Source organism: Acinetobacter sp. Ac_3412 (genome assembly GCF_013072675.1).
In the GTDB taxonomy this organism is placed as follows: Bacteria; Pseudomonadota; Gammaproteobacteria; order Pseudomonadales; family Moraxellaceae; genus Acinetobacter; species Acinetobacter higginsii.
Map to the genome: position 1 here is coordinate 825,701 of NZ_LXUJ01000007.1, position 21,505 is coordinate 847,205.

The window sequence follows — 21,505 nt, forward strand, 5'->3', positions numbered from 1 at the left end:
CAGCTCACTCTTTTTATACATCGATCAGTTTATTTAAATCACTTGCCGCCTGACGTAACAAGGGCTCATAAGCCACTAGATCTTCAAGAGACTTTCTTATTGTGGGTGCATGCACATATAGGCATGCGACAATGGTACCTGCTCTTTGAATCGGGACTGAACACGCCACCATCCCCGAAATAAACTCTTCATTATCAGTGCCAAGTTTATCCACAAAAATTTGCTCCAGATTTTCTTCAAGTAATACTGGATTGGTAATGGTATTTTTGGTGAGTTGTACAATCGGGAGATGTTCTAATATATTTTTCCTGCGATTCACAGGCTGAAAACTTAAAAACAGTTTTCCACTCGAAGTACACCACAAAGGTACTGTCGCACCAACGGGTAAATACACCTGTAGCGGCCAATTCGCCTGAACCCTGTCGGTGTAGAGCATTTGATTATCACTGAGTATCGCAATACCACAGGTTTCATTAATCTGATCAGATAGTTTTTGCAGGATTGCCAAGCGTTCCATCTTTCGAGGTTCCTGCTCCCAAGCATTCATCAGCAGCTTATAGGTGCGATCACCTAAAATATAACCACCATACATATCCGTCTTCACAAACTTTTCTTGTTCTAAGGTTTGCAATAAACGGTGAATACTTGGCTTTGGGATATCTAACTCTACTGAAAGATCTAAAGGTGATGGTGGATGTTTTGCAGTTGAAATTGCCTCAATAATGTCTAAAACTCGAGTAATTGATGAACCTTTTTTATTCATTTTTAAGTCCCAAAACCTGCATATCGCCAATTTCTTTTCGAATACAGCACATCTATATTTATGAAAGTTACCAATATTCAAGATAGTAATCGTGTTAGGAACATGGATTCAAGTCATTCTTCCGCTATAAACAGGAAAGTTACTTTCCAATAAAGAATCAAATAAGCTGGCTTATAAGAGAATAATTCTCATATCTAACAATTCATTACTTGAGCTTATGTGTGCTTCTTGGCATCGTTTGTCAGTTGCTTCATTATGGGAATCTCCTGCCGATGGCTAGTCCAGCGCAAGCTATAAGACATAAATTACTTAATACTTTCTTTTCAAGACATTCTGTTTGGTTTCTTTGTATTTTTACTGCTTTAACCATTACTTGGTTTAAATTTACCTATACCCCACATACCATTTATTATTTTATATCCGATACACTTTTAAACGGTCTTTGGTTAGTCACAGGGTTGCTCAGCATTGTTGGTTTACGCGATTTGCTGCAAAAGAAACATGCCATCTTAAGAAACTATCCAATTCTTGGACATTTTCGTTTTCTTTTTGAAGATGTTCGCCCTGAAATTCGTCAATACTTCATTGAATCAGATCAAGATGCACTGCCTTTTTCTCGTATGCAACGTAGCTTGGTATACCAACGTGCAAAAAATGAAAACGCAGATAAGCCATTTGGTTCAATCATAGATGTCTATGATCCAAACTACCGTTTCATTGTACATTCCATTGCCCCGTGTCCTCCTGCTAATCCAGAATCTTTCCGTGTCCTGATTGGCAATGCGCAATGTAGCCTGCCTTATAGCGCATCGATCATGAATATCTCTGCGATGAGTTTTGGTAGCCTGAGTGCCAACGCAATCCGAGCATTGAACAAAGGTGCACATTTAGGTAACTTCTACCACGATACAGGTGAAGGTAGTCTGAGTCCCTACCATTTAGAGCATGGTGGCGATATTGTCTGGCAAATTGCCAGTGGTTATTTTGGTTGCCGCACAGCAGAAGGCTTATTTGATCCAGATAAATTTGCACAGCAAGCCAAAAATCCGAATATTAAAATGATTGAGGTCAAGCTATCACAAGGCGCGAAACCAGGTCACGGCGGTATTTTACCCAAGCATAAGATCACCGAAGAAATTGCTCGTATTCGAGGTATTTCCAGAGATCATGACTGCGTTTCTCCTTCTAAGCATCCAAGTTTTAACACCCCAATTGAAATGATGCATTTCATCCAAAAACTCAGAGAGCTTTCAGGCGGTAAACCTGTAGGCTTTAAATTATGTATTGGCCAACCGTGGCAATTTATGAGCATTGTCAAAGCCATGCTCGAAACCAAAATTGTACCTGACTTTGTGGTGGTTGATGGTTCTGAAGGTGGGACTGGCGCAGCACCAATCGAGTTTAGTGACTATATTGGTACGCCACTCAGAGAAGGTTTGCGCTTTGTGCACAATACACTGGTGGGTGCAGGACTTCGTGATCAAATCAAAATTGGTGCCAGCGGTAAAATGATCAGCGCCTTTGATATTGCCAGTACCTTTGCCTTAGGTGCAGATTGGGTCAATTCCGCACGTGGCTTTATGTTTGCGGTAGGTTGTATCCAAGCACAAAGCTGCCATACCAACCAATGCCCCGTGGGTATTGCGACACAAGATAAAGATCGACAAAAAGCCATTGATGTTCCAAGTAAGGCTGAACGCGTATTTAATTTCCATAAAAACACCCTACACGCTTTATCTGAAATGATTGCTGCTGCAGGTTTACATCACCCCTCAGACATTAAAGCGCATCATTTGGCACAGCGTATGAATGATCGCGAAATCAAAAACTATGCACAGATCCACTTCTTCTTAAAGGAAAATGAATTACTGCATAGCGATTTAAATGATGACGAGAATTTCTACTATCGTATGTGGAAAATGGCAGATGCCAATCAGTTTTAATATAAACGCTTAAGCAAATAAAAATCACCACTAGTAATAGTGGTGATTTGGTTTTGCATGCAGGAAAGCAGGAATTAAACCTGTCAGTGCAGCACGAATATCTGCACGCTCATTAATTAATTGATGCGAACCTTCTTCCAACATCAATAAAGTCTGCAATCTAAACTTACGGCGAATATATTCAATGTTATAACGCCAATCTACGGTTTGATCCAAAGCACCCTGTGCGAGCCACACAGGAATACGACATGCAGGTCGTTGTTCCATTTCCAGCATCCATTTTGACATTGCCAAAATCCAGTCCATGCCCATCATACGAGGTTGTAAAGGATCTTTTAAACGAACAAAACGTAGAAACTCTGGATTATGATTATTACGGCGGAAATGTCGTGGCACTTGACTTTTAATCCGACGGATAATACCTAGCCCAACCGAGTTGTGCCACCATGCCGTTTTCGCAGGCCGGATCAAGGGCGACAACAATAATACGCGATCGACAATAGGATCTTCTCTGCGTTCTGCATATTCAAGTAAGTGATGCATCCAAATAGCACCTCCCGTACTCTGTCCAATCCCTAGCCACGGATTCGGTAATTGTTTCGCACCACGCACGGCATCATAAACTGCATGTAACACTTGCTGATAATGATCAAAATTCTGAATACTGGCTGGTGAGCCATTGCTTAAACCATGTCCAGGTAGATCGTAAGTGACGATGCTAAAGCCCTGATCTAGAATCTCTTTAATAATCGGCTGGTAAATACCGCTATGTTCTAAATAACCATGTAGCAAACACACGGTACCTTGGATTTTCTGTTGTTTGGGCTGAAATACTTGGACATGTACGCGGAACAATGGCATTTCTACATAACCCTGCCAATGTTCACAGTCCAATAAATGTAAGCCATATAATTTACGATAGGCTTGTAATGGTTTCGAAATTTCAGTGACACCAGATAAATCCAAAGGTTCAAGCACCTGTGGTGTTGTCTCTCGATTGGGTACAGGTAAATCTAATTGTTTTAAAATTGTCGGATTTAAAAATGGAAGATCAGACATTATGGTATCTCTCGACAATCACTTGAGCCAAATAACATATCACGTATTGTTGCCAACATTTCGTAGTTGGCACGACGGCTATGATCATAGTTTTGTTCACTTGGACGCCATTCGGTTAGCTTTGTTGGCATCGGAGCAACGACAGGAATCGTTTCAATTCCATTTAAAGCAAACAAGCGACGAGTACGTGGCATGTGGTATTCATCAGTAATGAGGATCACTGTTGGTGCGCCGCCTTTCTTTTGCAGTAATAAAGAACTAAATCGCGAGTTTTCACAAGTATTCATACTGCGATTTTCAAGTAGCTTCGCTTCAACACCACGCTCTTTTAACCATGCTTGCATGTAGGGTGCTTCAACACCACTCAGCACGATTGGTAATGCATATTTTTTCTCGACTTGTAATGTTTTTTCTAAGCGTAAGCGAGTGTAATTATTCACTACAATATCTTTACCATTGGCACCTAACGTCAACCCGCCACCCAATACGACGATTGCATTGGGTTGCGAAATACTTTGTTGCTCGGCCGCACTATCTTTGTTTTTTTTGAGTTCAATCAAGTCTTTATTGGTCTGATCTTTGTCATCCTCGCTCACAGGCAATGCGATCGGATAAGTTTCTAAAAAGGCAATATACTTCCCCATGAGTGCCTGATTATCAGGTGTATTCCATTGTAAAAAGTCCAATGGCGTATTGATCACAACTGCAGAACTTTCTTGATCCTGATCAGGCTGCTGTTCACTCATTAATGGAATATTCGGTTGTTTTTTTTCATCCTGATTTTCTTTTTCTTGCTCTTCAGCAATCAACTCTTGCAGCAATTTATAACGCGCTTGAATTAACCTTAAATCCTCTGATTTTTCAGATTGAAAGGTTTTTTCCATAAGCTTCAAATAAGCCTGACGAGCAATCCATAAATTAGAACCTGGCTCAAGCGTTTCATGTTCACTTAAGGCTGCTGGCCGTTGACTTTGTGCCGCCACTTCATTGACATCTACAGGAACAAAACGATTCAAACCTTTTACAACAAACTGTGAGTAAAAAGGTGAATATAAAAAAAGTACAAAACAGCCTAATAGCACGAATAATATGGTAATTACCCGTACTAAACTGACCATCCAATGTACTTTCGCCATAGATTTCTTCACCCACTATGCGCTTGAATCAAACCTTGTTCACTGTATAACACAGGTTCAGGTTCCAATAGAATACTAAACTTTTGTTTTACATCACTTTGTACAGCCTGATACGTGCTTTGTACATCCGCTAGGGTCGCCTCGGCATAATTAACCAAAACCAAAGCTTGTTTATGAAACATGCCAACCGAACCTAATTGCTTACCCTTCCAACCTGCTTGATCAATTAACCAGCCTGCAGCCACTTTAACACTGCTATTTGCCTGTGGATAATGCGGAATGTTTGGAAATTGTTGAGTAATTTTATCAAATTCAACTTGTACCAAAATTGGATTCTTAAAAAAGCTTCCAACATTTGGAAATTCTTTCGGGTCTGGCAATTTACTTTGGCGAATTTGTATCACCTGATTCTGTAAATTTTCTGCGGTCAGTTCATCGCCTACTGCTTGCTTAAGATCACCATAATTCAGTTTAAGCTCAGCTTGCTTCAATAGTTTGAAAGTCACACTGACAATGATGTAACGATTGGGATGATCTTTGAAAATACTATGGCGATAAGCAAAATGGCAATCTTGAGCAGAAATCGAATCAAACTGTTTTAGTTCACGATCATAAACTTGTACCGATTCAATAAACTCACCTGCTTCAACGCCATAAGCACCAATATTCTGTACAGGAGAAGCACCGACTAACCCTGGTATCAAAGCAAGATTTTGCAATCCAAACCATTGCTGTTGGGTGCTATACAAAACAAAGTCATGCCAGACTTGCCCAGCACCTACTTTAACGGTAATGGTATTTTCATCTTCAGAAAGTACTTCTATACCCTGAATATTTAAATGCATTACCAATGCTTGTATTTGCTGTGGCAATAAAACATTACTGCCACCCGAGAGTACCAAAACGTTTAAATGCTGCTGTTCCGCAAATGCTAATGCAGTAATGACCTCATCAGGATGATTGATTTGCACATAGTGTGAAGCAATCGCATTCAAATTTAATGTATTTAAGTTTTTAAGCTGAACCTGCGCTTGTAGCTGCATATTAAATTAAATCCTATTGCCCTGCTTTCATTTGCTTTTTAAAAATATCGACCCATGCTTGGCTGCTGGATTCACACTGATCGAGTACTCGATCAAATCCATCTGCGCCACCATAATAAGGATCTGGTACAGCTTGTTGATTAAACTGAGGATCATGCTCGCTCATCAAAGCTAACTTGGCGCGAATCTGATGTGTGCCGAACTGTTGCACAGCCTGTGACATGAGTGTTTGAATATCATCGAAGTTTTCATGATCCATTGCTAAAATCAAATCAAATTCAACAAAGTCTGCTAAAACAATCTGTCTGGCACGTAACTCAGATAAATCATAACCACGTTTTACTGCATGTTTTTGACTGCGTGCATCTGGTGCTTTATTTGGATGATAATTACTGGTTCCCGCAGAATCGACCATCACATTTAAGCCATGCGCATCACAATAATGTCTGAGAATTGCCTCTGCGGTTGGTGAACGGCAGATATTACCTAAGCAGACACATAACACCTTATATTGTGTTGTCATTAGATAAAATTTCCAACATTTTGTTTTATAAGGAGATTAAAATATTGCATGCAAAATTCCTGCAAAATTAACGCAAAACTATTCAATGTCATTATGCCTGAAGTGACGCTTCTGACATCAGCTATTTTGTCAAAAATTGCATTGATTTGAAAGGAAATAGTGTTTATCTCTATTGAATTTTCTGTATGAATATGTACTTTTTTGGAATTAACAATGTGTACCACTCACAACCGTTGCATGAAACCACACTGAACAACCAAGCTCATAAAGAAACTGAATGTTTAAAGGTCAATTATATAAAGCTAAAATGCAAAAAACGCTCAAAGAATACGGTTTTTGCGGACGCGCATTCGACTCACGCCACCTCCATCAAAGACTAAAAATAATTGTTGAAAAAGTTAAGATACATTTTGATTAAGGAATCACTTAATCCTGCTCTGCAACTTCAAACATTGAAAACATTTGCTTTTTCATATTTGCTATAGCAGTTCGACTATTATTTAAGTAGATAAACAGCACTATCTGTAAACTTAAGCGTATATTGGAAACCGTAAAATTTGGGGAAATGACCCATAAGATTTTTAAAGCAGGCATTATCATGATTACATTACATCACTTAGACCAATCACGTTCTTTCCGAATTTTGTGGTTACTCGAAGAAATCAAACAACCATATCAATTGCAACGCTATTATCGTGACTTAACGACTCATTTGGCACCTGAGTCACTAAAAACCATTCATCCTTTAGGAAAATCTCCTGTAATTGAATGGGAAGGTAAAGTGATTGCGGAATCAGGTGCTATAGTAGAGTTGTTAATTCAAAGATTTGCTCCACACCTTGCACCAGATATAAATGAAGCTATTTATGCAGATTATCTACAATGGATTCACTTCGCTGAAAGCTCTGCTATGGTGCCATTTTTATTAAAAACGTTTAATCAGATAGAAGCTAAGCATGGTACGAAATTGGTGTTTCTAGAAAACTATACTCAAGTTGAGTTTGATAAAGTTTTTGGTTTTTTAAATGATTATTTAAAAGATAAAAATTTTTTAGTGGATGATCGTTTAACAGGGGCAGACTTTATGATGGGATTTGGGCTTCACGGCTTAATTCATCATATGGAACAAGGTGAAAATTATCCATATATTAAAAGTTATGTAGAACGTTTAAGCTCACTACCAAGTTGGAAGGCAGCAGAAAAAATTGAACAAGACGGCATGCTGATCTAAAAATAACAATAAATTCTTAAATCACTTAATAAATAAGAATAATAAGGTACATTCTTATAAATAAACATTGAGTACAAGTAAAAATTTATAAAATAATATTAATCCAGATGAGTAGAAATTAAATTACCCGAAAGTTTTTAATACCTACTCACCCTTATTTACACATTAACCTTAAAGATTATTTCTTGTATTTATTCAGATCGAGCTAACTGAAACAGTGGTCGTAAACATTTCATTTTTTTCGTTAACAGTTGCAATCACATTAAAATACGCTGTTCCTTCAAATGCTGGGATGTTTTGAGTTTCTCGGAAAATTTCAATTGTTCCATCCGTTGAAGTTATAACATGCTCTACAGCAGTTGCTGATACATAAATCATTGTGTATTTTACAGGCAAGTCGGTTGTTTGATATGAAGTGCCAAGCAGCGTTAACCCAATATTCGGACTTCCTAAACTATTATTAATACAGTTAATTCCAATATTAGCTTGACCTGCTGCGACACCATTTACATCTGCTAGTCGTGTGCCACTCAATACTCTAGATGCGAAAGACATCACGTTGGGAACTATCATTTCAAGCTTGTCACCAATATTTGCCGTAATGCCAGCATGATAACCATATGCCAGATCTGGGGAGGTTTCAGTTCCCAAATCAATTAGTCCTTCAGTCCAAGTAAGAACTCCATTCTCATACGTACAGTTGGTCAATTTCCAGTCTGATGTATCAGGATTAGGAATACTGGTAACCCCAAGTACTGTAAATCCAGGCAGTATATTAACCTGCTCAAGATTTGTCATAACCTGATCATAAGTTAGATCATCTTGAATCCGTACCAATGCAATATGGCCTTCAGGAATATGAGTATCTGTTAAAAGTTTAAATAGCATTTCTACTGCGTTATTTACCATGAGCAAACTCCTTTATAATGATGTAATCGTTGCTTCTAAAATTTAGATTATTTAAGCACTTGCCTTTAAAGGCTATTCTGTAGTGGATGAACTACTCTTTTATTTTTAGCATTGGTTTTTTGTGAAATACAGAATTTTAATAATGAACTTCACAAAATTTTGGATCGACGAAATAATGGAATTACAAATCCATTTATAATTAACAAAATATCAAGCCGAAATTTTGATCTAATACTAAAACAGAGAAATAACATTGGAGTTAAATCAATAAGTAGAACATCAGCCTTAGTTTTCTAATTTAGTGACTCCTAAAAACGTATCCTTTATTTAAAAGGTGCAAATTTCTACCTTTCATGTGATACATTCATTCGCTATTTTTCTACATAAGAAAGTAGTTAAAAGTGCACAAGGCTTGGCTAGCCACTTAGAAAAAATGACTGAGCATTATGAGTTTGTGTATGAAATTAACTAAAACGATGTAAATGCTGTTATTAAACTACCATTTGCAAAAATGACAGAAGAAGCGACTGCAAAACCATAGCTTAAGTTATTGTTTTCGTTACATTCTAAAAATACTGATTCTTGCGAAAAATCCGACAAAATAACACCATAAAATCTAATAATTTCAATATGATAAATAGGTGAAAAAACATAAGACCTTATAGGTCGTCTTGAACAGTATAATCGTCTCAAAGTTACACTTTTTAAGTGTGTCTTATGTTAATTTATTTAGACAGTGAAACTTATAGTCACATGATATAAGAATGTTGTATTTATTATGAAAATAAGGATGTATGTATGAACTCGTTTCAATTTCAAACTGTTCCCAACATCATTGCGGGACTAGGTTCAATACAAGAACTTAAAAGTGTTTTAACACAACAAAATTATCATAAGGCACTCATCGTAACCGATGCAGGAATGATACAACATCAATTGCATCAACCCATTTTAAAAATTCTGAATCAGATTAACCTTGAATACATTATTTATTCCGATATCCAAGCAGATCCACCAGAACATATTGTATTGGAAGCTGTTGATTTTGCAAAACAAGAACAGATTGATGTGATTATCGGTTTTGGTGGTGGTAGCTCCATGGATGTAGCTAAAATCATTGCCTTGCTGGCACATCCTACGCAACAGCAAAACCTCAGTGAAATCTACGGCGTAAACCAAGCCAAAGCCCCGCGTTTACCACTGATTCTCATCCCAACCACAGCGGGCACAGGTTCAGAAGTTACTCCCATTTCAATCGTGACTACGGGGGTAACCACTAAAATGGGCGTGGTATCACCCATTTTATATGCCGATGTTGCCATTTTAGATGCGACTTTCACTCAAGGTTTACCTGCACATATCACTGCGGCAACAGGCATCGATGCCATGGTGCACGCCATTGAGGCTTATACCTCAAATATTAAAAAGAATTTTTATGCCGATATGCTGGCTAAAAATGCATTGAAATTACTTAATCATAATTTAGCCAAAGTCTTGAAAAATGGGGCTGATTTAGAGGCACGCCAAAACATGTTGGTGGGCTCTATGTTAGCTGGTCAAGCCTTTGCCAATGCCCCCGTTGGTGCGGTACATGCCCTCGCATACCCATTGGGTGGGCATTTTCACCTTTCGCATGGACATACCAATGCATTGGTACTGGTTGAAGTTTTAAAATTTAATGCACCCAAAGCCAAACAACACTATGCAGAATTGATGCAATTACTAGACCCTCGAAGTACGGGTTGTACCGATGGCCTTTGCGACCTGTTTATAGACCATATGCAGAATCATCTGAACCAAAGTGGCTTAACCTTGAAGTTAAAAGAACTCGATATTGCTGAAGCGAAATTACCACAACTTGCCAAAGATGCCATGCTGCAAACTCGACTGTTGCAGAACAATCCAAGAGAAATGACCGAACAAGACGCATTACAGATCTATCAGGCGATTTATGCATGAGCAAACCGACTTTAAAACGACGCGAACAATTTAAGTTCTTTTTTCCAATCCAGACCCGTTGGGCCGATAATGATATATACGGCCACGTCAACAACGTGACTTATTATAGTTATTTTGATACTGCAGCCAATTCATTACTGATTCAGAAAACAGGTTTCGATATTCATCATAGTGAAATTATTGGTCTAGTGGTTGATTCGGCTTGTAGCTTTCAACAGGAACTGTCGTTTCCAGAAATCATTGAAGTAGGTGTAGCGATTGGCAAAGTAGGAAACTCATCACTTAGATACGAGTTGGCGATCTTTAAACAAGGTCAGCACGAGGCTGCTGCTCAAGGGCATTTTGTCCATGTCTTTGTGGATCGGATAAGCCGAAAAAGCACCACCATTCCAGAAGCAATGCGGGATGTCCTAAACCACTATTTATTATAATTTCAGATTGCAGAAATAAACATGCCGCAATGTATTGAGCGATTGCGGCAGGCCATGATCAATCTAAATCATTAGATATGTGGTAAAGCATAAGGTACGATATCTTGGAAGGTACGACCATGCACATTTTCACCAATCGCATGCATTTTCCATGCATCATTGTGGCGATAAATTTTTGCAATAATCAAACCAGTATGTGCGCCTTGTGAAGACAGCTTATAGCTTGCAATTTCCTGATTGCAGGATTGATCCACCAAACGACAGAATGCATTTTCAACTTTCTCAAAGGTCTGTCCACGGAAACTGCTCACAGTAAATACCAACGATTTTACTTGTGCTGGAATCTGGTTCAAATTAACACGAATGACTTCATCATCACCATCGCCCTCACCAGTTAAGTTATCGCCCGAATGATGGATACTGCCATCCTTACTTTGCAATTGACCAAAGTAAACGACATCCAATACTTGTTTGTTATCATCAAATAAAATGACAGAGGCATCAAGGTCAATATTCCCACCGCCACCACCAAAGCCGAAAAAGCCTTTGCTTTTCGCAACGTCCCAGCCCACACCTAAAAAGATTTGTTGTAAGCTGCTACCATCTGCTTTTTGCAAACTAATTTTTTGACCCTTTTCTAAATTAATTCCCATGTGTTTTTCTCCTCTGGATAAAAATGATTGTTTTAATTAGATTGATTACGGTTTAAGTTTAACTTCGAGGTTAACCATTGCAGGAAATTGTTACGGTTTCGAGAACAAATCACCACCTTACCTTGGCCGGAAAAACGTAACACCATCCCTTCACCACTGGTCACACTATTGACCAAATTGCCAAGAAAGCCACTACTCTGTGAAGTAGAAACGGATAAATTATAATTTAAGCGTGAATCCCAACAGACCACGTGTCCATTATCAATAATGACTTCTTTGTTTGGTTCAACTTCAAGCTCAAACAAGGTGCCACAACCAGACACCACCACTTGGCCTTGCCCGCTGGTTTCCATCACCAAAAAACCACCCGTATTACCAAAAAATGCACCACCCAGACTGCTGTTTAAACGAGCTTTGACTTCAACTGAGTCATGTGCCGCCACGAAAGCCCCATCACTCAGCAAATACTGCGTCGCACCGACATCTAAAATCTGCATATCCCCATCCAACGCTGCGGATAACAGACAGTCACCATCACCGCGTACAGCTTCAATATGCTGCTGAAACAATGATTCATCATTGGCAAAACGACGTAATAGGGATTGCATTAAACCACCTTGCAAACGCCCTTTTAACTCCAAAGGCGCTTCCATCATCACCATGGCATTACTTTCGCAATAGATTTTGTCGCCACGGCGCATGGATACATGCAGGAACGGTTCTGGTGAACCAACTAAGCTAAACTGTGCCATTATTTATTCCTTTTAATTTCTAACAATCTGATGTTGCTTCGCAGCGTTCAACCAATCAGGGAATTCTTGTAATAACAATTCATATAGGCGTTCATCTGAAACACTATCGATGCGGTCCAAACTAAAGAAATTACAGTTATCGACAATTCGACCTGACATTTCATCCAGCTTTTCTAGTGCACCATAATCTCGCCCACCAATCCCGACAAATTGCCAGAAAATAGGCAGTTTGGCCGCTTGGGATAATATTTTCTGCATTTGTCGACGGCTGCCCACGCCACCATCCGAAATAAATAAAACATAAGTCGGAATTTGATCTTTGAATTTTTGGAAATAATTAATCACAGCTTCAATTGCTGGAATTTCCTCATTATAACGTGCCCCCACTTGCCAGTTCTTCCAGCCACATTGGGTGGTATTAATGAAATCATTGACATTGTCGAGCGTCACATCATCCAGTTGTGTCGTTTTAGCAGCAAAAGCCCAACACTCAAAACTGCCATCATCATCAAAATGAATGGCCAGTGGCATTAAGCGATTCACCACCTTTTGCACATCACCGCGGCGATATTGCCCATCCATTGAGCCAGATGCATCCAAGACCAGTGCCACGCGTGCGGTTACACCCAGTAAGTTTTTCTTTTCCAGTTGGACCAGTGATTTTTTGGTCAGATCGATAATGGATGCATTGCCCGTTTTTTCGGCCTTTTGCAAAGATAATTTTTTCTTTAAATCGATATTCGATTGTGGTGCTGCAGGTGTCGGCTGTTGTACTGTCGGCTCTTCGGCAACTTCTCCACCAAAATGTTGAATTAACGCGGCAAGCCCTGCATTAAAGCCTTGTCCAATGGCTGCTAAACGCCAAATACCTTCTTTTCGATAAATCTCAATCAGCATGGTGGCACGTTCTTGATCAAAGATGCTGCCATCTAACTTCAGTTCAGCAATCGGCTGTAACTGCAAGTTAAGAATTTGAATCCTCGCTTGCTGTAATTGCGACATGACATTCTGTCCATCAATTGCAGCGGTCAAAACCAGATGTTGAATATTTGCAGGTAGTTTTGCAGAATCAACTAAAAAGCGGCTGCATTTATTGTGATTTTCAATCAGACGAACCGCTTGGCATGGCGTTTCAGGCTGATTGTAAAAAGTCATATATCGCTCATCACTTAAACGATACTGCGGATCAAGTCCAAAACTGGCGATATCTAAATCAAAAGCGGCTTGATATTGAATCTGGATATAAAAAGAGGATTGCCCCTGTAAAACATCAGTTAATTTTATTTTTTGTCCGCGAACTAAATTCAACATATTAAGGAATAACCTATTTTTATCATTTATAAATATCGAAAAAGAAGATAGTGCCTAAACACTATCTTCCACAAGCATCTTAAACAGAAACACCATAAGAAGCGGCTAACGGCCCTAAGCCACCAGCAAAACCTTGACCGATTGCGCGGAATTTCCACTCGCTACCGTGTTTATAAAGTTCACCAAAGATCATTGCAGTTTCAGTGCTGCTGTCTTCAGACAAGTCATAACGTGCAATTTCAGTACCACCCGCATCGTTAATTACACGAATGTAGGCATTCGCAACTTGACCAAAGTTTTGGTTACGGGTTTGACCATCATAAATCGTAACCGCAAAGATCACTTTTGCAACGTCAGCTGGAACTTTGCTTAAATCGATACTTAGGGTTTCGTCATCACCATCGCCTTCGCCTGTACGGTTATCGCCATTGTGAACCACAGAACCATCAGATGACTTTAAGTTATTAAAGAAAATAAAGTCATTATCAGCACGAACCTTACCGCCTTCATTAACTAAAAATGCAATTGCATCTAGGTCAAATGCAGCACCATCAGTTACGCGAGGATTCCAACCTAAACCAACAGTTGTTTTTGTAATACCAGGCGCTTCTTTGGTTAAGCTAACGTTGCCGCCTTTGGTTAAACTAATTGCCATTCGAGTTTCTCCTTATTAAATTTCAACTCATTGTTTATTTCATTTGAATCATGGACATCATATAAATGATGTATCCATACATTTTTATCAAGCTTGTGTTTGTTTTTTACTGTAAGCAATTGAAGATAATACAGCCCAAATAATGAATGCAATACCAATCAAGCCTGTTACAACTTCAGGCACATGACCACCTGTTCCGGTATAAAGCATAATTGCAGCTAAAGCACCAATCGCATAATGTGCGCCATGCTCCAGATAGATAAATGCCTCTAATGTGCCTTTCTCAACTAAATAAATCGTCATCGAACGGACAAACATTGCACCAATTGCCAGACCAAGCATAATCACAACCACATCACTTGTGATCGCAAATGCACCAATCACACCATCGAAACTAAACGAAGCATCTAATACTTCGAGGTAAAGGAAACCACCAATACCTGCTTTGACGATATTGCTTGAAGTACCAGTAACTGGTTTTTCATCGGCTTCATCATCTTCGCTGCTGCCTTCAAGCAAATGACCCAGTACCTGTACACCGATATAAACCACGATGCCCCAGATCCCCGCGACAATCACAATCAGTTTTTGTTGCTCAGGCACAAAAGCAGCCATAGTCAGCAAAGCAATCAGTGACACGAATACTGACATCGCTGGGATGTTTGCTAGATTCGATAAATGGGTTTCCAACCAATGGAACCAGTGCGTATCTTTACCATCATCAAACAAGAAGTTTAAGAACACCAACAGTAAGAACATCCCACCAAAGGCTGCAATTTCAGCATGATGTGCAAGTAACTTTTCTGAATAAGTTTTTGGATCATTCAGTGCCAGTTTCGCAACCTCAATCATTCCCATGTCAGCGGTTACACCAACAATTAAGAGTGGGAAGATTAAACGCATACCAAATACAGCAACTAAAATACCAACGGTAAGAAATAGTTTTTTCCAGAACTCATCCCAGTTTCTGAGTACTGATGCATTGACAACAGCATTATCAAAAGACAGGGATACTTCCATGACCGCCAGTACTGTCGTAATCAATAAAACTTTAAGCATCATCGAGAAACCAGCATTTGGGCCATGCGTAAAGCCCCACCATGCTGATAACCCTAGACAGATTACGGTAAAAATAATTGAGAAACGAAAATGTTTCATTTTTTTCCTTTTCTAAACAGCTTTAAGCTATTCATCATTTATGTGTTGAAATGAGAACTTTAGCCGACCTGAATACCATATTGTTGGCACATCGCAGCAAGCCCACCAGCATAGCCTTGACCAACGGCTTTAAATTTCCATTCGCCATTGTGGCGATAAACCTCGCCAAACACCATGGCAGTTTCAGTTGAATAATCTTCTGCCAAATCAAAACGAACCACTTCAACATTGGTGTCTTGGTTCACAACACGAATAAAGGCATTGGCAATCTGACCAAAATTCTGGCCGCGTGCTTGTGCATCATGAATGGTCACAGTAATCGCAATTTTTTCAATTTCAGGCGAGACTTTTGACAGATCAACCAATAAGGTTTCATCATCACCATCGCCTTGACCTGAACGGTTGTCACCCGTGTGCTCGACTGAAGCATCTTGAGATTTAAGTTGGTTGTAGAAAATAAAGTCGTGATCACCACGTACTTTACCTGTTGCGGTTAATAAGAATGCACTCGCATCCAAGTCAAATGCTGCCCCATCAGTCGCACGCTCATCCCAGCCCAATCCAATTAAAATACGAACTAAATTTGGATCTGTTTTGCTTAGGGATAAATTTCCACCTTTATTTAAACTAATTGCCATTTTGTTTTTTCTCCTCGTTTGAACACTTAAAATTCAATGGTCTTAATAATGTCTACATAGATATCGAAATTGTTGTTATCTAGTACATGATTAAATATCAACTTTATTTACTGCCTGCAACCCAGCGCAGACCAAAACCAAAGGCTTGGTCCAACTCCTGATGTCCAGGTACATAGCGCACGTGACGTTGTACTTGAATACTACCGCCTTGATTCACCAATTCAACAATTCCGCACATCCCCAAAGGCTGCCCTTCAGTTAAGCGGATTTCAATCGGTGGTTGATCTGGAACATAAATGGTGACCACAGCATCTGTTTCAGCCCAGTTCGGGACACCTTCATAAATAAAGGCAAACAACACTACACGGCGAATCTGCGACCAGTGCTGTCCATTAATTCTGAGCCACTCACCCTCTGTTAATGCACCAGTACGGTCATCCGCAGAAAGTTGGATAAAGGGGAAGCCGTTAAAATCACCAAATCGATTACCTAAAGCCTGAATCACCGATTTGCTACCATCTTGCATCTCGAATAGGCAACCCAAATCCAGATCAATACCTTGATTTTGGTTGAGCAGCTTTTTAAAGAAACCAGCTGACTGAGCTTGTTGAGTCCGTTGGTTCCAATTCAGATTAATTTTAATCTCACCAAAACCGTGAGCCTGTTTCTGTAAATTAATCTGGCTATTGCGTTTATCTAAGGTAATTTTGCTTAAATTAATTTTAGGCTGAGGTGCTGGCGCCGATACAGGTTGAGGCACTGGCTCAGGGGCTGCAGCTTGATCACTAATTTCTACCCCAAAATGTTCAGCTAGCGGTTGTAAACCACCATTGAACCCCTGATTGACAAAGCGGAATTTCCACTGCTCTTTATGACGATAAACTTCGGCCAAAATCAGTGCTTTTTCAGTCTTTTCAGCACTTTTTACCGTTGCTGTTGCCGTGAGCTGTCCGTTTTCCCATAATTCAATCTGAATATCTTGAATCGCATTGATTGCACCTTGCCCATCAATCGTTGCACACATCGCAAGCTTGCTGATATCCGCATCGAATAATTGAGTGTTCAGATTGAATTGTGCGATATACGGTGCTTTTGTTGTTGCCTCGACCAATTCCACACTACGGTTCGGTGTCTGCTTTTGCCCATAAAAAATCATGTCCGCATCACCACGAACTTTCGCCTGAGCATTCAAGACATAGGCGGTGACATCTAAACCGATATGCGCCGCTAATGTAGTTTTAATTTTCACTTGGCACTGTGACTGGCTCAATGCCAAATTGGCGCCTGTAATCAATTGTTGCATCGATTATTCCTATATTTTTTGATTTTATACTTTTAGCCCAAACACTTTTGCCCGTTCTAAAATACGTTCCGCCCAACGACGATGGGTTGCGGGTTCAAGCATACTGCCATGACAGGCAAATACAGCCTTGCTGCCATCCTGTAAAATACCCTGCGCTTGTTTCAACTCGATTTCATTGACCTGATAAGCCTGATGCACAATTGAGATCTGTGCAGGATGAATCACGGTTTTACCCGATAAACCATGCTGTAAATCCAGATATAATTCATCCTGCAACAATTTCACCTGACTAAAATGCTCACAGACAGGTGCGCTCAGTGCAAAACCATAAGGTAAAAACTGACCTGCTAGGTTTGCAATAAGTGTGCCGATAGGCGTTTGGTATAAGGTCATATCACTCGGCCGACGTAAGGCCAAACAATTGAGTAGGTCATTACCTCCAACCCGAAGCACCAATACTTTATGAAATTCTGGCAAGGCTTGTCTCAGCTCTTTCATTTGCCCCATGTCAAAACTATCAGCTGTTTCAAGCGTAGGCATATAATGAAGATTTGGCGGAAGAATGCTAAGCCATTGCTTAAAGCTGGCTAAACCAAATTTCGGCAATACCATGCCATCTAAAGCGGTGATTTCTTGCCATTCTGCCAACTCAGCGGCCATTGCAAGGTGACGAGGGCGAATAAATACTTTTGGATGTTGTTCAAGGCGCTGTTGCTGCTGAATTTGCTGCAACAACTGTTTGAGATTTTGTTTAGCAAACTCAATCTCCTGTTCAGTAATTGCATCTTCCAGACAGATCACCAGAGAACGCAACTCTGGATATTTTTCACCCTTCACCACAGCCCATAAGTCTGGACGCGTGGCAGGCATATATAATGTTGCCCCTAAAGATAATGCAGATAACATAAAATTATCCTTTCCCCAATTTTTGAATCAATGTAATCGCTCTATACGGCGCAATTTGATCACCGACCACTTGTACAGGTGTCTCTGTGACTTGCGTTAAATAACGCAATAAACGGGTATCGGCATCATCAGCATCGCGAAGCAAGACCAGATCCGGTACTCGTCTTAAAATCGCTCGGGTTGCTTCAGCAATACTCGGTTTTATCCGATTAATATTTTGAATGTCGTATTCTTGGGCCAGTTTCTGTACCACCTGCTGGCTTTGATCTTGTTGTGTCAGTTGCTGTGTTTGCTTCCAAACTGCATTCGGTTGTGGATTAAGCTGTCTGCGAATCTGGTTGATGCGCTGAATAAACTGCTGCGAAATATCAAATTCTTTTAAATGACTATATTCAATACAGCGATGCCATTGATCGATATTTTCGGCATTGATTTCCTCGGCACTCAAGGCTTCACCTTCACAAATGCTACGGGAAATAAGACCTGAAATGGTCGAACCCAAAATACCAGATGGAATCAGCCAGTCATCGCCACTGGCCGCCAACCATGCACAACCGGCAATATCCGACAAGACCACCAACGGTAACGGTCGCCCTGCAAAACGAGCATCATCGCCTAAACTACGTTGTAATTCTTGGCGAATCGCGCCTTTCCCCGTCCAACCATCCACAAACACAATCGATTGGTGTCCATGTTTAGCAATAATGGTTTCCAAGGCAGCAAAATCGATACCACGGTCTCGAATAATACTGATGCCATAATGTACACAGTCACAGCCTAAGTCCTGTATCGCATGATAAAGCAGTACACCTAAGGGTACGCCCGCACGTACAAAACTCACCAATACAATTGGTTCCTTGAATGCTGTAACCAAAGTTTGTGCCAACTGCTGAACTTCTTGAGCCAAACGCTGCTGCCCTTGCTGCATGGCCTGTTCAAATAACTGTAAATGACGTTCAGTCGGTGCACTCTCCAAACTGATCATTTGCGAATAATGCTTTTCACCTGATTGAATCAGGCGTTCTTTTTCGATGGTATCGGTTGGTTCAATATGCGTCCGTTTAAGTAAAAAAGTCACTTGTTCTGCTTGGTAACTACCACTAAACCCTTGTCTTAAAATTAATTCACTTGCTTTATCTTTATTGATAATCGCCATAATATCCTTCTTGTTTATATTGCTGCGTCAAATTATGTTTTACCCAACGATTCAATTGACTGTGGTTCGGCATGCCCCACCAATGACATAGATTCAAAAACTCTACATCGGACAAACTATCGCCAAAACCGAGAATCGGGCGTTGTTGAGACGCAAACTGTTGCAATAAAAAACGGGCTGCATTGGCTTTACTTACAGGTTCTGGAATCAAAGCCAAATTATTGCCATTTAAATGAAAATAGAACCCATCCAATACATCTGGGCTTAAGCTATTTAATAGTTCTGGTAAGAAATTCGGTGCATAAGGATTATCATTTTCGGTATTTTGCTTGGCAACCACATATAAGCCCAAACCTTGCTCTTCGACCACCCAAGTACGGATAGAACCAAAATGGACTGCCTGTTGTTGTACCACCTCAATCAAAGCCTGTTGCCGTGCTTGATAAGGGGCCAATGCATGTTGCATCTGTACATGCCAATCCAGATTTACACTGAAATCTGCATTCAGTACCGTACCGCCATGAGAACAGACTGCTCCATACTGAAAAGGTAAATGTACCCGAGACAATGCCTCTGCACTTCGTGCTGTGATGGGAATCAGATGTGTACTATGCAACAACCACTGCACAAAGTGCTGCTGAATCGGGTTCATATACGCCAATGCTTGTCCCTGTTTGTCCGTGGTGACCATTTTAAAGTCAGCTTGGGGAACAATACGGCGATGGGTCTGGAATAAAGTATCATCCAGATCAACCAACATGAGCGGCGTTGCAATATTTGGCGCGTCAAATAAGAAATTAGTCATTCGCACTACACAGATTAAAGGTTTGATGAGGGAATTCTACTGCGCTGATAACTTCAGCATTTGGAATCGCATCTAATAGGCTATTGGCGACTGACTCAGCACAGGTTTCCACTGTAATAAAGATTCGGTCATACTCTAATGGATTGATATTGTAGACAAAGTTCTGAATACCCAAACCATAGTTATCTGAAAAAGCCAAAGCAGATTGAATTGCATGCCCTACTGCAATCGGTGAGCGGGTGATCGCACTAAATTTCACCTCTGCGCCCTGACGCTGCAAATCTTCAGCCAATAAGAATGAAGACCAGACATATTCACCACTTCCTAATACTAAAATCCGTTGCTGAGGTTCGACCTGCAAACGAATATAGGCAGAAGTATCCTGAATCGGTAAACGTCCCCAAGTCGGTTCAGACAAGGTCGCGTACTCACCAAATGCCACGGTATCGACTTTGGGCATATTGATCTGTGGCGGATTTTCGGCATCCTGCCACTGCCATTTACCTGTCATCAATGCCACGGACTGACAATCTAATCCAGCAATATGAATACCTGATGACCAATCTGCCAAAGTAGCCGTCACAATATGGGAAATTTGATCAAAGCCAGCCGCTTGTAGTGCAGACACTAAATTGATAAAGGTTTTCCCTGTAGAAGCTTCATCATCAACCAATACGATACTTTTGCTGGCTAAAATTTTCTTTTGGATATCAGCATCAGGAGATCCATACAGCAATTGATCTTGGGCATGGCTATGTTCTTCTAAAAAGCGAGCCAATAACGGTGCGCTTTCAACAGGATGACGAGTCGTGGTGACATACAGTGCATCTGGATAGCGTTCTTGCAGGACTTGATGTACACCTGCGCCTAAACCTACCGCGGTTTCTGCCATCCCAATCACCAAGATTGGCTCAGGTAAATCACTCGGAATCAGTTGGGCTAAATCAGTAAACGCATGGCGCATGACTTGAGGGCTAACTGGAATATGTCTCCCCAAGACTTTTGAGACAAATAAAAAGGCTCTTTTCGGATTTATTCGTTCAGCAAAACCGAGTAAATCCTGCCATTTCCAATGGCTATTTTCATCGGGCTTTAAATCCAATTTGCCACGTTGTAATTCAATCTCAATCATATAATTCTTAAATCTAAGTTAAAATAATATACATAATGG

General features: G+C 40.2%; 21 protein-coding genes. 4 read left to right on the forward strand and 17 right to left on the reverse strand.

All coding sequences use genetic code 11. The features are described 5' to 3' along the window. Positions 1-13: 13 nt before the first annotated feature. Entirely contained in the window at positions 14-763 is a 750-nt protein-coding gene (locus tag A7P54_RS07485; protein ID WP_171549171.1) for an IclR family transcriptional regulator, read from the reverse strand. Between the two features lie 272 nt (positions 764-1,035). Here A7P54_RS07485 and A7P54_RS07490 point away from each other — a divergent pair, with 272 nt between their 5' ends. Beyond that, on the forward strand, positions 1,036-2,706 hold the full coding sequence (locus A7P54_RS07490; protein WP_216077040.1) for an FMN-binding glutamate synthase family protein: 1,671 nt from the start codon (positions 1,036-1,038) through the stop codon (positions 2,704-2,706). A gap of 30 nt (positions 2,707-2,736) precedes the next feature. Here the strand turns inward: A7P54_RS07490 and A7P54_RS07495 are convergent, their stop codons facing one another. From A7P54_RS07495 to A7P54_RS07510, 4 genes are read right to left on the reverse strand one after another with little or no spacing between them, the layout of a single operon-like run. Beyond that, entirely contained in the window at positions 2,737-3,765 is a 1,029-nt protein-coding gene (locus A7P54_RS07495) for an alpha/beta hydrolase (protein ID WP_171549172.1), read from the reverse strand. Continuing rightward, positions 3,765-4,901 carry a YdcF family protein gene (locus A7P54_RS07500; protein WP_005203269.1) on the reverse strand — a complete coding sequence of 379 codons (1,137 nt, stop codon included), beginning with the start codon at positions 4,899-4,901 and terminating at the stop codon, positions 3,765-3,767. Before A7P54_RS07500 ends, A7P54_RS07495 begins: the two co-directional genes overlap by 1 nt. An 8-nt stretch (positions 4,902-4,909) precedes the next feature. Beyond that, a complete protein-coding gene (gene murB / locus A7P54_RS07505) occupies positions 4,910-5,944 on the reverse strand; it encodes a UDP-N-acetylmuramate dehydrogenase (RefSeq protein ID WP_171549173.1) in 1,035 nt (344 codons plus the stop codon). Positions 5,945-5,957: 13 nt separating this feature from the next. Continuing rightward, on the reverse strand, positions 5,958-6,467 hold the full coding sequence (locus A7P54_RS07510; RefSeq protein ID WP_171549174.1) for a low molecular weight protein-tyrosine-phosphatase: 510 nt from the start codon (positions 6,465-6,467) through the stop codon (positions 5,958-5,960). Positions 6,468-7,065: 598 nt separating this feature from the next. On the opposite strand from A7P54_RS07510, the gene A7P54_RS07515 reads away from it, so the two are divergent. Next, complete coding sequence (locus tag A7P54_RS07515) at positions 7,066-7,698, forward strand: glutathione S-transferase (RefSeq protein WP_171549175.1); 633 nt, start codon at positions 7,066-7,068, stop codon at positions 7,696-7,698. 195 nt (positions 7,699-7,893) lie between these two features. On the opposite strand, the gene A7P54_RS07520 is transcribed toward A7P54_RS07515, so the two are convergent. Further along, positions 7,894-8,607, reverse strand: coding sequence for a hypothetical protein (locus tag A7P54_RS07520; protein WP_171549176.1), 714 nt, complete (start codon positions 8,605-8,607; stop codon positions 7,894-7,896). A 798-nt stretch (positions 8,608-9,405) separates the two neighbouring features. Between A7P54_RS07520 and A7P54_RS07525 the strand changes: the two genes are divergently transcribed. Both A7P54_RS07525 and A7P54_RS07530 read left to right on the forward strand, forming a co-directional pair. Then, positions 9,406-10,566 carry an iron-containing alcohol dehydrogenase gene (locus tag A7P54_RS07525; protein WP_171549177.1) on the forward strand — a complete coding sequence of 387 codons (1,161 nt, stop codon included), beginning with the start codon at positions 9,406-9,408 and terminating at the stop codon, positions 10,564-10,566. Next, on the forward strand, positions 10,563-10,997 hold the full coding sequence (locus tag A7P54_RS07530; RefSeq protein WP_005203254.1) for a thioesterase family protein: 435 nt from the start codon (positions 10,563-10,565) through the stop codon (positions 10,995-10,997). Before A7P54_RS07525 ends, A7P54_RS07530 begins: the two co-directional genes overlap by 4 nt. A 71-nt stretch (positions 10,998-11,068) precedes the next feature. Here A7P54_RS07530 and A7P54_RS07535 read toward each other — a convergent pair whose 3' ends face one another. The 11 genes from A7P54_RS07535 to A7P54_RS07585 all read right to left on the reverse strand — a co-directional run bounded on the left by A7P54_RS07535 (position 11,069) and on the right by A7P54_RS07585 (position 21,466). Then, entirely contained in the window at positions 11,069-11,650 is a 582-nt protein-coding gene (locus tag A7P54_RS07535) for a TerD family protein (RefSeq protein WP_171549178.1), read from the reverse strand. 32 nt (positions 11,651-11,682) lie between these two features. Continuing rightward, the gene (locus tag A7P54_RS07540; RefSeq protein ID WP_004807604.1) at positions 11,683-12,402 is read right to left on the reverse strand and encodes a TIGR00266 family protein; all 720 of its coding nucleotides are present in this window, start codon (positions 12,400-12,402) and stop codon (positions 11,683-11,685) included. Positions 12,403-12,414: 12 nt separating this feature from the next. Further along, positions 12,415-13,713, reverse strand: coding sequence for a VWA domain-containing protein (locus A7P54_RS07545; RefSeq protein WP_171549179.1), 1,299 nt, complete (start codon positions 13,711-13,713; stop codon positions 12,415-12,417). Positions 13,714-13,792: 79 nt separating this feature from the next. Beyond that, complete coding sequence (locus tag A7P54_RS07550) at positions 13,793-14,368, reverse strand: TerD family protein (RefSeq protein ID WP_004653185.1); 576 nt, start codon at positions 14,366-14,368, stop codon at positions 13,793-13,795. Between the two features lie 87 nt (positions 14,369-14,455). Continuing rightward, complete coding sequence (locus A7P54_RS07555) at positions 14,456-15,526, reverse strand: DUF475 domain-containing protein (RefSeq protein WP_171549180.1); 1,071 nt, start codon at positions 15,524-15,526, stop codon at positions 14,456-14,458. A 59-nt stretch (positions 15,527-15,585) separates the two neighbouring features. Then, on the reverse strand, positions 15,586-16,164 hold the full coding sequence (locus tag A7P54_RS07560) for a TerD family protein (protein ID WP_005315964.1): 579 nt from the start codon (positions 16,162-16,164) through the stop codon (positions 15,586-15,588). A 103-nt stretch (positions 16,165-16,267) separates the two neighbouring features. Continuing rightward, positions 16,268-17,467 (reverse strand): TerD family protein, encoded by a 1,200-nt coding sequence (locus tag A7P54_RS07565; RefSeq protein WP_171549181.1) that lies wholly within the window; start codon positions 17,465-17,467, stop codon positions 16,268-16,270. 24 nt (positions 17,468-17,491) lie between these two features. Continuing rightward, complete coding sequence (locus tag A7P54_RS07570) at positions 17,492-18,373, reverse strand: HpcH/HpaI aldolase/citrate lyase family protein (RefSeq protein WP_171549182.1); 882 nt, start codon at positions 18,371-18,373, stop codon at positions 17,492-17,494. A gap of 4 nt (positions 18,374-18,377) precedes the next feature. After that, the gene (gene stiP / locus A7P54_RS07575; protein WP_171549183.1) at positions 18,378-19,529 is read right to left on the reverse strand and encodes a cysteine protease StiP; all 1,152 of its coding nucleotides are present in this window, start codon (positions 19,527-19,529) and stop codon (positions 18,378-18,380) included. Then, complete coding sequence (locus A7P54_RS07580) at positions 19,513-20,334, reverse strand: HAD hydrolase family protein (RefSeq protein ID WP_171549184.1); 822 nt, start codon at positions 20,332-20,334, stop codon at positions 19,513-19,515. The genes stiP and A7P54_RS07580 overlap by 17 nt, the downstream gene beginning before the upstream one ends. Then, entirely contained in the window at positions 20,327-21,466 is a 1,140-nt protein-coding gene (locus tag A7P54_RS07585) for a phosphoribosyltransferase domain-containing protein (RefSeq protein WP_171549185.1), read from the reverse strand. Before A7P54_RS07585 ends, A7P54_RS07580 begins: the two co-directional genes overlap by 8 nt. Positions 21,467-21,505 lie beyond the last annotated feature (39 nt).